At 40.9% G+C, this 13,768-nt stretch carries 12 protein-coding genes; 4 read left to right on the top strand and 8 right to left on the bottom strand.

Features of this window, described 5'->3' with window-relative positions; translation table 11 throughout:
- Positions 1-76: 76 nt before the first annotated feature.
- The 3 genes from orn to IO68_RS26670 all read left to right on the top strand — a co-directional run bounded on the left by orn (position 77) and on the right by IO68_RS26670 (position 2,448).
- Positions 77-640: an oligoribonuclease gene (orn, locus tag IO68_RS26680; RefSeq protein ID WP_026094170.1), complete on the top strand. Its 564-nt coding sequence runs from the start codon at positions 77-79 to the stop codon at positions 638-640.
- Between the two features lie 132 nt (positions 641-772).
- Positions 773-1,507: a Bax inhibitor-1/YccA family membrane protein gene (locus IO68_RS26675; protein ID WP_004881641.1), complete on the top strand. Its 735-nt coding sequence runs from the start codon at positions 773-775 to the stop codon at positions 1,505-1,507.
- Positions 1,508-1,644: 137 nt separating this feature from the next.
- Positions 1,645-2,448: an enoyl-ACP reductase gene (locus IO68_RS26670; RefSeq protein WP_023013543.1), complete on the top strand. Its 804-nt coding sequence runs from the start codon at positions 1,645-1,647 to the stop codon at positions 2,446-2,448.
- 147 nt (positions 2,449-2,595) lie between these two features.
- Here the strand turns inward: IO68_RS26670 and IO68_RS34375 are convergent, their stop codons facing one another.
- On the bottom strand, positions 2,596-2,910 hold the full coding sequence (locus IO68_RS34375) for a YrhB domain-containing protein (protein WP_023013542.1): 315 nt from the start codon (positions 2,908-2,910) through the stop codon (positions 2,596-2,598).
- A gap of 338 nt (positions 2,911-3,248) precedes the next feature.
- Here IO68_RS34375 and IO68_RS26660 point away from each other — a divergent pair, with 338 nt between their 5' ends.
- On the top strand, positions 3,249-3,665 hold the full coding sequence (locus tag IO68_RS26660; protein WP_023013541.1) for a hypothetical protein: 417 nt from the start codon (positions 3,249-3,251) through the stop codon (positions 3,663-3,665).
- 18 nt (positions 3,666-3,683) lie between these two features.
- Here IO68_RS26660 and IO68_RS26655 read toward each other — a convergent pair whose 3' ends face one another.
- From IO68_RS26655 to leuS, 7 genes are all read right to left on the bottom strand, one after another.
- Positions 3,684-5,084 (bottom strand): efflux transporter outer membrane subunit, encoded by a 1,401-nt coding sequence (locus IO68_RS26655; protein WP_023013540.1) that lies wholly within the window; start codon positions 5,082-5,084, stop codon positions 3,684-3,686.
- An 11-nt stretch (positions 5,085-5,095) separates the two neighbouring features.
- Positions 5,096-7,087 (bottom strand): MacB family efflux pump subunit, encoded by a 1,992-nt coding sequence (locus tag IO68_RS26650; protein WP_023013539.1) that lies wholly within the window; start codon positions 7,085-7,087, stop codon positions 5,096-5,098.
- Between the two features lies 1 nt (position 7,088).
- The gene (locus tag IO68_RS26645; RefSeq protein WP_023013538.1) at positions 7,089-8,423 is read right to left on the bottom strand and encodes a MacA family efflux pump subunit; all 1,335 of its coding nucleotides are present in this window, start codon (positions 8,421-8,423) and stop codon (positions 7,089-7,091) included.
- Positions 8,424-8,530: 107 nt separating this feature from the next.
- Positions 8,531-9,361 carry an SIR2 family NAD-dependent protein deacylase gene (locus IO68_RS26640; protein ID WP_023013537.1) on the bottom strand — a complete coding sequence of 277 codons (831 nt, stop codon included), beginning with the start codon at positions 9,359-9,361 and terminating at the stop codon, positions 8,531-8,533.
- A gap of 42 nt (positions 9,362-9,403) precedes the next feature.
- Positions 9,404-10,399: a DNA polymerase III subunit delta gene (holA, locus tag IO68_RS26635; protein WP_023013536.1), complete on the bottom strand. Its 996-nt coding sequence runs from the start codon at positions 10,397-10,399 to the stop codon at positions 9,404-9,406.
- 9 nt (positions 10,400-10,408) lie between these two features.
- Positions 10,409-10,918 carry an LPS assembly lipoprotein LptE gene (lptE, locus tag IO68_RS26630; RefSeq protein WP_004881660.1) on the bottom strand — a complete coding sequence of 170 codons (510 nt, stop codon included), beginning with the start codon at positions 10,916-10,918 and terminating at the stop codon, positions 10,409-10,411.
- A 155-nt stretch (positions 10,919-11,073) separates the two neighbouring features.
- The gene (leuS, locus tag IO68_RS26625; protein ID WP_023013535.1) at positions 11,074-13,698 is read right to left on the bottom strand and encodes a leucine--tRNA ligase; all 2,625 of its coding nucleotides are present in this window, start codon (positions 13,696-13,698) and stop codon (positions 11,074-11,076) included.
- Positions 13,699-13,768 lie beyond the last annotated feature (70 nt).

Raw genomic sequence — 13,768 nt, 5'->3', positions numbered from 1 at the left:
GCCGCTATAGAATTACAGCCAAGATGTAATTAATTTGCTACTATTGATGTTTTTAAGCACTTTAGAATCGCTATTTATGAGCAGCACCCCAGATACACGATTAATTTGGATCGACCTAGAAATGACAGGTCTTGATACCGATAATGACAAAATTATTGAAATTGCAACAATTATTACAGATGACAATCTTAATATTTTAGCTGAAGGTCCTGTTCTTGCTGTTCATCAATCAGATTTGATTCTAAACGCAATGGATGAGTGGAATACCAAGCAACATGGTCAATCTGGTCTGATTGAGCGTGTACGTCGTAGTAAGTTATCTGCACAAGATGCAGAACAGCAAACGCTTGAGTTCTTAAAAAAATGGGTCAACCCAAAATCATCACCAATGTGTGGTAACTCGATTTGCCAAGATCGCCGTTTCTTGCATCGTTTAATGCCTGAGTTGGAACAATTTTTCCATTACCGTAATTTAGATGTGTCTTCTGTAAAAGAGTTAGCAAAACGCTGGAGACCAGAAATTATGAGTGGTCTGAAGAAAAATGCCTCGCACTTGGCAATGGATGATATTCGTGATTCGATTGCAGAGTTAAAATATTATCGTGAATATTTCTTTATTATGAATCACGACAAAAACTAATCGAGCAAGTTAATTGTTTGATAATTAAAGGAGCGGATGCTCCTTTTTTATTGAATGTAAAAAAATATTGGGCTTGATTAAAAAATCGCTTAAACTCAGCGTTTTATTGCGAAATATAAAAAGAGAGCATACATGCAAAGTAATAATCCAATTTTAACTCGAGTAGAAACCTATAGTGATTTAGCTGAACCAATGACGATCCAAGGGGCGATTCAAAAATCCGTCCTTTTAACCGTGATTGCTGCGGGTTTAGGCATCGCATTATTTTTCTACTGTGCGATGACTGCAAATCTTTCTATTGCATATGCCGCTGCAATCGTTGGCGCAATCGGTAGTTTTGTTCTGGCTTTAATTACCACTTTTAAATCAAATACTGCACCTGCTTTAGCGATTCCTTATGCTTTATTTGAAGGTGCATTTTTAGGTGGCATTTCCTTTATTTTTCAATTGAAGTTTCCTGGTGTGCCATTACAAGCATTACTGGCAACTTTTATTACGACATTGGTGTTATTTGGTTTATATAAATTCCAAGTGATTCGTGCGACAGAGAAATTTAAATCGATTGTGATCTCTGCGACATTGGCGATTGCTTTGGTATTTGTAGTGCAAATTATTTTACGTTTAGCTTTTGGCTCAACTATTCCTTACATTTTTGAAAGTAACTGGTTGGGTATCGGCTTTGCTGCTTTTGTTGCGGTAATTGCTTCATTAAATCTGATCTTAGACTTTGATTTGATTGAAAGTGCTGCTGCGCAACGTGCACCAAAGTCATTTGAGTGGTTATGTGGTATCGCATTACTCGCAACTTTAGTTTGGATGTATTACTCATTCATGCGCTTGTTGAGTCTGATCCAAGGTGATGACTAAGCTTTTGCTTAAAAATAAAATCGTCTTCATCTGAAGGCGATTTTTTTATGCAAGATTGTAAAAAAGATGGATTATGCAATTCCGAAATTGCTGGAATATTGGCATGATGTGGTGAAAATTTTTCGAGTGAGAATAAGATGTCACAAGGACTTTTAGCTGGTAAACGTTTTTTAATTGCTGGCATTGCAAGTAAATTATCAATTGCTTACGGTATTGCTGCTGCATTACACCGCGAAGGTGCGGAGCTTGCGTTTACTTATCCAAATGAAAAGTTGAAAAAACGTGTTGATGATTTTGCAGCACAGTTTGGTTCAACTTTGGTTTTCCCTTGTGATGTTGCTGTTGATGCAGAAATTGATGGTGCATTTGCTGAATTGTCGAAACATTGGGATGGTTTAGATGGTGTTGTGCATTCAATTGGTTTCGCACCAGCACATACATTAGATGGTGACTTCACAGACGTGACAGATCGTGACGGTTTTAAAATCGCGCATGACATTAGCGCGTATAGCTTTGTTGCAATGGCGCGTGCTGCAAAACCTTTATTGCAAGCACGTCAGGGTTGTTTGTTGACATTGACGTATCAAGGTTCTGAGCGTGTGATGCCAAACTACAACGTGATGGGCATGGCAAAAGCATCTTTAGAAGCGGGTGTTCGTTATTTAGCTTCTAGCTTGGGTGCAGATGGTATTCGCGTAAATGCAATTTCTGCTGGCCCAATCCGTACATTGGCGGCATCTGGTATCAAATCATTCCGTAAAATGTTGGATGCCAATGAAAAGATTGCTCCACTAAAACGCAATGTGACGATTGAAGAAGTGGGCAATGCAGCATTGTTCCTTTGCTCACCGTGGGCTTCAGGTATTACAGGTGAAATCATGTATGTTGATGGTGGTTTTAATACTGTCGGTATGAGCCAGTCAATGATGGATGATGAATAATTAGATTAATCTAAATTATTTAATAAAGCCGCTTTATAGCGGCTTTGTTTTTTGAAGCTTGTAAGGTTTTAAAGCTATAATAAATCTGAGGGTCACTGAACTCACAGATTGTAAACTTATTGCCTAAAAGCAATAACATATGTGAAATCAAGGTTCGTTTGGCAGACTTAGATCTAGTCGTGCCTTTGGAATTGTGGCCTCATAATCCGTGAGATACTCACTCAATGATTTGCTAGTACCTGTGACTCTAATCTCACCGTTAATTCTATCAATAATAATTGGTGCATTACCAATTAAAGCGTGTTGGTAGTCATCAGATGTCAAAAAAGTAGAATTCTGGTAGAAGAATATCCAACCGTATGGTTTCTTAATAACTTTGTTAATAACAATTTCAACACCATCTCCGCAAAGAACATGACACCATGTTTCTGCGAGCTTAAGAGCTTGATTATAAGTTAGCATGTCACATGTAATTTAAATTTAACAGTTAAATATCATAACTAATCTGAGAATCAATTATAACTAATTAGATGGTTTTTATTATCTGTTGGTATTTTAATCAACCTTAAGGCAGCAATATCATCGTCAAGATGCAATCAATGTGAAATATCACTTTATAAAACTTTGACATTCTATCCAATTCTATATATTTAAAAAATAAAAATATATCAACATGTATAACTAATTATTTGTAATTACATTTTTTATATGCTAATTAATGCTGTTTTTTGTTTAATCGAAAATTCTAAAGAGAATGTCGATAGGTGTATTATTTTTTAGCTTTCGGGGTAGGTTAAAGCGTGAAGAAAATAGCTGTTGTTTTTGGCTTAGTGATTTTACTTTCACTGCAAGGTTGTGCCGCGGTCATGGCAAGTAAGCAACCAAGTAAAAAGAATTTGACGGTTTTAGAGATTGGAAAACATCGTAATTATGTGATTTCTGAATTGGGTGCACCAGTCACATCAGAAACCGTAAATGGAGAACGTAAAGAGATTTATACTTTCCAACAAGGCTACTCAAAAGCAGCTAGAGTCAGCCGTACGCTATGGCATACGACTGCGGATATTGCCACGATTGGTCTATGGGAAATTATTGGTTCGCCGACTGAGGTTTATTTCAATGGAGAACAACTTTCTTATGAGGTTGTTTTTGATAATCAAGATCACATCAAAAGTTCTCAGCTCATTCAAAATGAGCCAAAAACTGTAAGTGAGTAAACAATAGCAACTCGTGTGTTATTGTTCAGGCAGTTCTTTCACAGGACTTCCACCTAGCGCTTGCATTAAGGTCACATAGGCATTGTATTGACTCTGCTTGGTTTCAACTAAGCTCAGTCTGGCATTCCGTGTGGTCTCTTGTGCATCAAGTAAATTCTTTAATGTAATCGCACCATTACGATAACGAACTTCAGTGAGTCGCTCAGTTTTATCCGCTAATTCAAGATTGCGTTGTTGAAGCTGAACTTGTTGATCAAGTTGAGTGCGATTCGATAACGCATTTTCTACATCAGCAAATGCTTGGTATAACGTTTGACGATATTGAGTAATGGCTTTCTCATATTCAAGATCACTAATCGCAATATCTTTCTTCATATCATTATATTGAAGAAAGGGTAGGCTTAAGCTTGCGCCTAAGGTGAGTGCAGGATTCTGCAAAAGTTGAGTCAGTGAGGTACTCGAAGACCCCAAATTTCCAGTCAGATTAATCGACGGATAATAACTGGCTTTGGTTGCATCTTTACTGGCTAACGTTTTACGAAGACGTAACTCTGAGGCTTGTAAATCAGGGCGGCGAGATAAAATATCTGCGGGTAAGCCGACAGCGATATTGGGTAATGCATTACGCGGTAATTTAGCAGGTTCTTGAATATTCAGTTGTTGTACAGGTTCATGTAGCAGTACTGCGAGAGCAGTACGTGTTTCTACACGTTGTTGTTCGATCTGACTCAAACTTGCTTTCTGACTTTGTACTGATTGTTCAGCTTGCGTGAGATCTAAGCCAGAAACTGCACCCGCTTTATATTGTGATTGAACTAAATCATAAATCTTTTGAGTCGAGGCTAAGTTTTGTTGAACGGTTTGATAGCGCTCATTGAGATAGCCCAATTGCCAATACAGTTTTGCAGTTGTTCCTACCAAACTTTGTGCCGTTGCTTGTAAGTCTTGAGCACTGGCGAGTGCTTCCCAACGACTGGCTTCTGTTTGATTGGCGAGTTTTCCAAACAAATCGAGTTCATAGCTCACACCGACACTAGCAGATAAGCCACGATCTGAGCCATCGCCTGAACGTAGATCATAGTTATGACCTGTCGAAACACTTGAGCTGGTGCGGATGCCTTGTTGATTTGCAGCCAAGCCAGCTTGTAAGCGGGCTTGTTTCAGTGTGATACCTGCAACACTTAAATCACTATTCGTTGCCAAGACTTGATCGATCAACTGATTGAGCTGAGTGTCATTAAATAATGTCCACCATTGGTCTGTAAGTGCTACGCTTTTATTGGTTTGCGCATCGTATTGGTATTGCTGCGGAACTTGTACAGATGGTGCGTTGTAAGGTGTTTTGACAACAGCAGAGCAGCCAGCCAGAGAACTTGTGAGTGCTAGTGCAAGTCCTAATTTATTTAAATGAAAAGACATACTCAAATTCCTTATTCTCTTGCTAAAGCTGCAACTGGATCGAGTTGTGCTGCATTTCGTGCGGGTAAGAAACCAAAAACAATACCGATCAAACTTGAGCAGACAAAGGCCGCAACAATAGATGTGGTTGAATAACTCATTTCAATCACACCTTTCGCAAAATGCCCGATAATTTGTCCAATACCTAAAGACAGCAGCACACCGAGTACACCACCCAGTAAGCAGACCAAAATCGCTTCGATCAAGAATTGCTGCAAAATATCACTTTGTCGAGCACCGACCGCCATACGAACACCAATCTCCTGAGTCCGTTCTGTCACAGAGACCAACATAATATTCATTACGCCGATGCCACCGACGACCAGTGAAATCACCGCAATCGCTGAAATTAGCAGTGTCATGGTTGCAGTGGTCTGTTGAATCGTTTCACGGATACTGTCTGAGTTTTGAGTAAAGACATCTTGTGCGCCGTGGCGTTGCTCAAGCAAAGTCAAAATTGCATTTTCAGCCGCACTACTTGGATATTCATCTTTAATACGAACAATGATGCTACGCACATTAGACTGACCTAACATGCGGCTCATGACTGTTGAATAGGGGAGATAGACATTTAAGCTGTCTGAATTTCCCATAAAGCCTTTTTCTGCATCAATCACACCAATGACACGACTCGGCACACTACCCAATAAGATCACTTGTCCGAGCGGATTAGTTCCATCCGCAAAGAACGTTTTTTCAGTATTGGTATCGATGACCACGTCTTGCGCACGTTGAGTCACGCTGTCTTTATCAAAAGCTTGTCCAGACTTAAAGGTCATGCCTCGAACATAGAAGAAGTCGGAACTCACACCATTGACAGTTGCTGAGGCTTCCGTTTCTTTAAAGCGTAAAGTGACGCTTGTATTCACAGAAGGGCTGACACCATCGACATAGGGTTGCTCAGCTAAAGCTTCACCATCGGCAGGAACGAGGGTCTTGGTTTGTGATGCTCTTGAGTTATCACCAAAGCCACGACCTTGATATACGGTAATAGTGTTGGTTCCGAGACTGCTGATATTTTCCAAAATCTGTTTTTGTGAACCATTACCGAGCGCAACAACGGAAACCACAGAGGCGATCCCGATAATGATTCCAAGCATGGTCAAAAAGGTTCGCATTCGATGTGCATTCATGGCAAGCAGTGCCATACGGAATGCTTCACCCAAGCGATCTAGAAAAGATCGCCATGCAGAGGTTTTCTTCTGTGGTGTTCTTTGAAGTGTTTGACGTTCTAAATCGGCATCATCATTTTCAGGTGTATTCGCGCGGTCTGAGATGATATTACCGTCACTAATCTCAATAATACGTGTCGCATTTTTTGCTACATTGAGATCATGTGTAACTAAGATGATGGTATGACCTTTAGCATTGAGTTCACGCAAAATACGCATGACTTCAATACCGCTATTCTTATCCAATGCTCCTGTTGGCTCATCAGCAAGAATCACGTCACCGCCGTTCATTAATGCACGTGCGATTGAAACGCGTTGCTGTTGACCACCTGAAAGTTGACTTGGACGATGATGTAGGCGCTCCTCTAAGCCAAGTTCAGAGAGCAATTCAGCTGAACGCTCCTGACGTAGATGGCTCTCTACACCCGCATAGATCGCTGGAACTTCAACGTTACCAGATGCAGTTAAATCACCAAGTAAATGATAGCGTTGGAAAATAAAGCCAAAATATTCACGACGTAATTGTGCAAGTTCGTCAGGTTCAAGCTGTCTCGTCTCACGGCCACTGACTAGATAGCTTCCGTCTGTTGGTTTATCCAGACAGCCCAAGATATTCATTAAGGTTGATTTACCAGATCCCGATTGCCCAACAATCGCAACCAATTCACCTGCATAAATCTTTAAATCAATACCTTTGAGAATTTGGACTGTACTTTCACCCGCAGGGAATTCCCGAGTCAGTTTGCTGACTTCAAGTAGCGGCTGTGATGAATGTGTTTGATTTTGAGTCATATTACATTCTCATTGCACGTTGATTGCTACGTTTTGCTGATTCATTTGAACTATCAGTCGCATCAGCAATCACAACTTGATCACCTTGTTTAAGTCCTTTCAGGACTTGCGCTGTCACACGGTTATTAAGACCAATCAGAACAGGTTGAGGCTTCGCCGTGCCATCAGCTTGCAAGACACGTACCATGCCTGTTGTCGCTTTGCTTTGAGACACGAGTGCTTTTTCTTGATCGGTTAACTCTAAACGTTTTGGACGTTGTGCGTTTGCTGTTTCAGGTTTTTGTGTGCTATCAGTTGATGCGTTATTTTTACTGTTTTGTTTTTGATTTGAACGCTTGTTTTGAATCGCAGCCGCAGGAATGGTTAATGCATTTTTTGCTTCCGCTAATACAATATAAACTTGTGCAGTCATATCAATACGAAGCTTGCCATCATCATTGGGCACATCAAATAACGCGTTATAGTAAATTGCAGATGTTGATGACGATGAACTGGTCGTCGTGCTTTCTGTATTGATTGAGTCAGGAGCTGGCTCTACTTGGCGCAAGGTTGCATAGTGCTTCTTCTCGCTATTTCCCAACGTTGTGAAATACACCGTTTGACCTTTTTCAACTTTCATGACGTCCGCTTCAGAAATTTGTGCTTTGACAGTCATAGTGTCTAAAGTCGCTAATTTCACAATGGTTGGTGCGGTTTGATTGGCGTTTACGGTTTGACCTTCCTCTGTCACGATCGCAACAATCGTTCCATTCATCGGTGCAACGATACGGGTATAACCCAAGTCTTCTTTTGCTGTTGCCAATGTTAAACGCGATTGCTCAATTTGTGCATTGATCGCTGCGATTTGCGCTTGAGCGGTTTTGTAATTTGCCAATGCAGTTTCAAGCTCAGCGCGGGAAGTTGCATCTTGGCTATACATCGCTTGTTGGCGTTTATATTCTGCTTCAACTTTTGCTAAATTCGCTTGTTGTACAGCCAGTTGAGCTTGTTGGTTTTTAATGCTTGCTTCTGCTGTTTTTAAATCATTTTCTTGGCGAATCGAATCAATTTGCGCAATCAATTGACCTTGTTTTACTTGGTCACCCAATTGCACATACATTTTCTTCACCTGACCAGACACCTGTGCGCCGACACTCACCATTTTGGTTGCTTCAAGTACACCCGTCGCTAATACTGAATCTTCAATATCGCCACGAGAGACTTCTGCACTAATGTACTGTGGTTGCTGTGCTTTGGGTTTAAAGAACATCCATCCGAGTGCTGCAATGATGAGCACGCCGATAGCGATAATAATAATTTTGCGAGATGGTATTTTTTTAGACGTTGTTTTTGGCATGGCGACAGGTCAAAAGTGAGAACTGGGCTTAGTATAAAAGTGAAATAAGGATAAAACGTGAATATTTTTAATCTAGAATGAGAATTATTTTCTATTTTTCCACATACTTATTTTATAAATATCTGATAAATACTTTCGATCCCAGCCTCCGCGTTACTTGCAAGTGCAATGCCGCCGTGCGGTGGAAGTGTGTATTCACGCGGATTGATCCGAATCAAGTTGGGTGCAAAGCGCTCACTGAAATATCGCACGGTTGGAATCGCTGTACCTGCACCGATTTCAATCACGAGCGGATTGCGATGTGCTTTGAGAAATTTATCCAAACGCAGACCTTGTTGGTGTTGTCGATGACTCACCCAATTATAGTCATCAAACATTAAAATATTAGGACGCGCTAAATGACCGCAGTGAGAGCAGCGTGGTAACTCACCTAACCATTGGCAATCTTGATGATCAATTTCAGGAGAAATATCATCTGCTGACCAAATCTCTTGCTGGCAAGATTTTAGACATTGTACATGATGAATTGACCCATGACATTCATAGATGTTGGCCGAGTCAAAGCCCGCTTTTTGAAATTGTCCATCGACATTTGAGGTAAAGATAAAATAGGGCAGTTGTAATTTTTCTGCCAATTGCTTGAGTAAAGTAAATCCTCGATGTGGTTTAGTTTGACGATAGAGTGCGAGTCGATGTCCGTAGAATCCCCATGCTAAACGTGGGTGACGTCTAAAAGCGGCAGGATTGGCAATTTCAGTAAAGTCGATACGCTGTTTTCCAAGCTCAGGGTAAGCTTGCCACATGCCATGATTGCCTCGAAAATCAGGTAAACCTGAGTCCACTCCCATACCCGCACCTGCTGAAATGATTAAGCTGTCAGCGCGTTGAAAGGCTACTTTAATTTTCTGAATTTGATCAGGGCTTAGATCGAACATCATTGCTTTCACCTTGTTATTATTATCTTGAATTTAGATCTTATTTTAAGCAGATTGAATAAATAATGTTTTTCCACATAATTCGCTGACAGCTTGCAGCATTAAATGCTCAGCGCTTTCTTTCGACATGCCTTTAATTGACGCATCGATACGTAATAATAGCTCAGGCCAAGTGAGAAATTGCCGAGGGTTTAGGCGACGTAAAGCTTGCTGATATTGTGAAACTTTGGTTTTCCAAATGCCGAGTTGTAATGCATTGTGTGGTTGCTCAAAAAGTTGCATCAGTAAACGCATTTCTTTACTGAGTGTCCATAAGATCAAACTGTCGGGTTCACCCGCGGCAAGTAAGTATTGGTAGATCTTGACGGATTGAGCCAAATGACCTGCCAATAATGCATCGCTTAAATCATAGGTGGTATAGCGTGATTGATCCTGTAAACATGCATAGAGCTGCTCTATTTGAATTTGTTTAATATCTGGAAAGGTATCCGCAACGCGCATCAAACTATTTTTTGCTGCGAGGAGGTTATGCTCATGATGTTGCATTAACCATTGCCATGCATCATTGTTGAGTGTGATCCCCAATTTTTCTGCTTCGATCGTAAGGATGCGTTGACGATCTTGTGGATAGTTTGCAGTTAGTGGGACAACAACACCATTCGCTTCAACGACTTGGAAAAATGCTGACTTTAGACTGCTGCTATCCTGTTTCGGTAACACAATTAACAGTAAGTTATGTTCATTATGTTGAATATAGTTTTTAAGTAGCTTTAATCCATTTGCATCGGGTTTGATATTGCCATGTACTTCAATCGCAAGCTGCTGAGAAAATAGCGACAAACTATTCAATGCATTAAAGACATTTTTCCAGTCATTTACACTGCTGATGTCATAGCGTTGACGCTCAATTTCTTGCTGTTGCCAGCTTTTACGAAAAGCATCTAGCAGATTTTGCTCAAGTAAAGGCTCTTGACCATGCATAATCCATGCGCCACGAGCCTCATCTACACGTTTTAATGCTTGAACATAATCTAGTTTCATAAGTTGTAATTATGACTGTGCTTTAGGTAGACGGTTTGCTGCGATTTGACGTGTGATTTGTTGCGCCACATCATCAATGACAATCTTGTCTAAATAAGATTCTTGTTGGTTGTCGGTATTCACTGTTGCAACGTCGTATTGATAACTACGAGAGGCAGTCAATGTCCGTGGTTCTGTAATTTTATTGCCTTGACGATCTTCGATTTGGAATGTGACCGTTAGACGCAGTAATACTTCTGTTAATTTACCGTTTAGGAGTTGACGGCGAGGCGTGTAATCCAAAATACGAAGTACATAAGCATCGTTGGAGTTGCTGAGTTGTACGCCTGTTGCACTTAAATAAATGCTGAGTCGATTTTCAAGTTCATCAGTATTATCAGGTAATACCAATGTGAGCTTGTTATAAACCAACGGCGTCGCTGTTGGATTACTGCCTTTTAAATGGAAGCCACAACCGACTAAGCCTGCACTTAGGCCTAAAGTTAATACAACTGCTGCAACACGTTGAACTAAATGCATGCTTTGTCCTTATGATATTCCATCAAACATGGAAGATTTAAACTAAATAAATTGACCATATTTTAGAATCAAAGCCCGTTGAATGACAGCGGGCTTTGATGAGGTTTTGTTTATTGCTTTTAATCTGCCTTCTTTAAAGGGAGGCTTACAAGCTTTTAAACCACCAAGTTCACGAGTTTATTTGGCACAACAATTTCTTTTTTAGTCGGGCCAGTTAAGAATTGTTGCACTTCTGGTAATGCTTTTGCCAAAGCCAATAAATCATCTTTAGATATATCGACAGCCACATCTAACTTACCACGAAGTTTACCATTCACTTGTACAACAATCGTTTGCGTATTACGTGTCAATGCAGATTCATCAACTTGAGGGAACTCCGTTGTTGTTAAATCTTGTCCAAACTGAGCTAAAAGTGTTTGACTCAAGTGTGGTGCAAATGGAGCAAGTAAAGTGAGTAATGTTGTGATTGCTTCACGAGCAACAGCCACATCATTGTCATCTTTTGCTTCAAATTTGTTGCTAGCATTTAACAGTTCCATCAATGCTGCAATTGCAGTATTGAATGCGTGGCGACGTTCGATGTCATCACCAACTTTTTGGATCGTTTCATGGGTTTTACGACGAAGATCTTGCGCATCTTTCGACAAATTCGCAGTGTCAATAGCCGTTGCTTGATTGCCATTTTCTAGGAAACCAGCAGCCAAACGCCATACGCGTTTCAAGAAGCGGTTTGCGCCTTCAACACCTGCATCAGACCATTCTAATGATTGATCTGGTGGTGCAGCAAACATCATGAAAACTCGTGCTGTATCTGCGCCGTATTGATCAATAATTGCTTGTGGATCAATACCGTTGTTTTTCGACTTAGACATTTTTTCTTGTCCACCGATAACAACTTCTTGACCATCACCTGAATATTTAGCAGAAAGGATACGACCTTTCTCATCACGCTCTAATTCGATGTCAGCAGGGTTAAACCACGTTTTTTTGCCGCTTTCAGCTTCACGATAGAAGGTGTCTGCTAAAACCATGCCTTGTGTTAACAAGTTAGTAAATGGTTCGTTGCCTTGTACCACACCTTCATCACGCATCAACTTATGGAAGAAACGTGCATAAAGTAAGTGCAAGATGGCATGTTCAACACCACCGATGTATTGGTTCACTGGAAGCCAGTTTTGCGCTGCTTCAGGTTTTACCATACCGCCTGTAAAGTCAGGAGATGCGTAGCGTGCATAGTACCAAGATGACTCTACGAAAGTATCCAATGTATCTGTTTCACGACGTGCATCGCCGCCACAACTTGGACATTTAGTTTCGTAGAATTCAGGCATTTTATTCAGTGGGTTACCTGAACCATCTGGTACGACATCAGTTGGTAACACGACCGGCAATTGATCTTCTGGCACTGGTACTTGTCCACAAGTATTACAGTTGATCATTGGAATCGGGCAACCCCAATAACGCTGACGAGAGACACCCCAGTCACGTAAACGGAATTGAACCTTAGCATTTGCTAAATTCTGTGGTTCTAATTTTGCAATGAAGGCATCAAAAGCAGCTTGGAATTCAAGGCCGTCAAATTCGCCAGAATTTACGAGTTTACCTTCTTTAGAGCCATACCATTCTTGCCATTCAGTTGCTGAGTACTCAGCATCATCAGCGCCTTTGGCATCAATCACTTGCTTGATAGGCAAGTTAAACTTATTGGCAAACTCAAAATCACGTTCGTCATGTGCAGGAACAGCCATCACTGCGCCAGAACCATAAGACATGAGTACATAGTTTGCGATCCAGACAGGAAGTTCTTCACCCGTTACAGGGTGTTTTACGAACAAACCTGTTGCCATGCCTTTCTTTTCAGCAGTGGCTAAATCAGCTTCAGCGACCGAGCCCATGCGGCATTCTTCAATAAATGCAGCTAGTTCAGGATTATTCTCAGCTGCTTTCAAAGCCATAGGGTGCTCTGCTGCAACAGCAACATAAGTCACACCCATTAAGGTATCAGCACGCGTGGTATAAACCGTTAAGTCATCTGCATAGACTTCAGTATTGGCAGAAGGGAAAGTGATTTCCATCCCTGTAGAACGTCCGATCCAGTTACGTTGCATGGTGAGGACTTGTTGTGGCCAACCATCTTTTAATGTGTCTAAATCGTCTAATAATTCTTGTGCATAGTCAGTGATGCGGAAGTAGTACATTGGAATATCGCGTTTTTCGACCAATGCACCTGAACGCCAACCACGACCATTTTCAACCTGTTCATTCGCAAGTACAGTTTGGTCTACAGGATCCCAGTTCACTGTTGAAAGCTTACGATAGATCAAACCTTTCTTATAAAGTTGTACAAATAACCATTGTTCCCAGTGGTAGTACTCTGGAGTACAGGTTGCAAATTCACGATCCCAATCGACAGACAAGCCCAATTTTTTTAATTGGTCACGCATATACGCGATGTTTTCAAATGTCCATTTTGCTGGTGCCACTTGATGTGCAATCGCTGCATTTTCAGCAGGAAGACCAAAAGCATCCCAACCCATTGGCTGTAAAACGGTTTCGCCTTTTAAACGATAAAAACGGCTGATCACGTCACCAATAGTGTAGTTACGCACATGCCCCATATGCAGCTTTCCACTTGGATAAGGGAACATCGACAGGATATAGCGATGTTTGCCCTCTACAGTGTCAGCAACTTTAAAAACTTTGCGATTGTCCCAGTCTTGTTGAACTTGAGGCTCAATGGCGCTTGCTTGGTATTCGGAGTCAATGTGAGAAGTCGTCATAGGGATATGCGATACAACAAAAAATAAAAATAAGATTGCCGCACAGCATAGCGCAAAATCGTATGAAATG

This window comes from Acinetobacter sp. COS3, from assembly GCF_000475335.1.
Taxonomy (GTDB): Bacteria; Pseudomonadota; Gammaproteobacteria; order Pseudomonadales; family Moraxellaceae; genus Acinetobacter; species Acinetobacter venetianus.
This window is presented reverse-complemented; position numbering and strand designations above follow the sequence as displayed.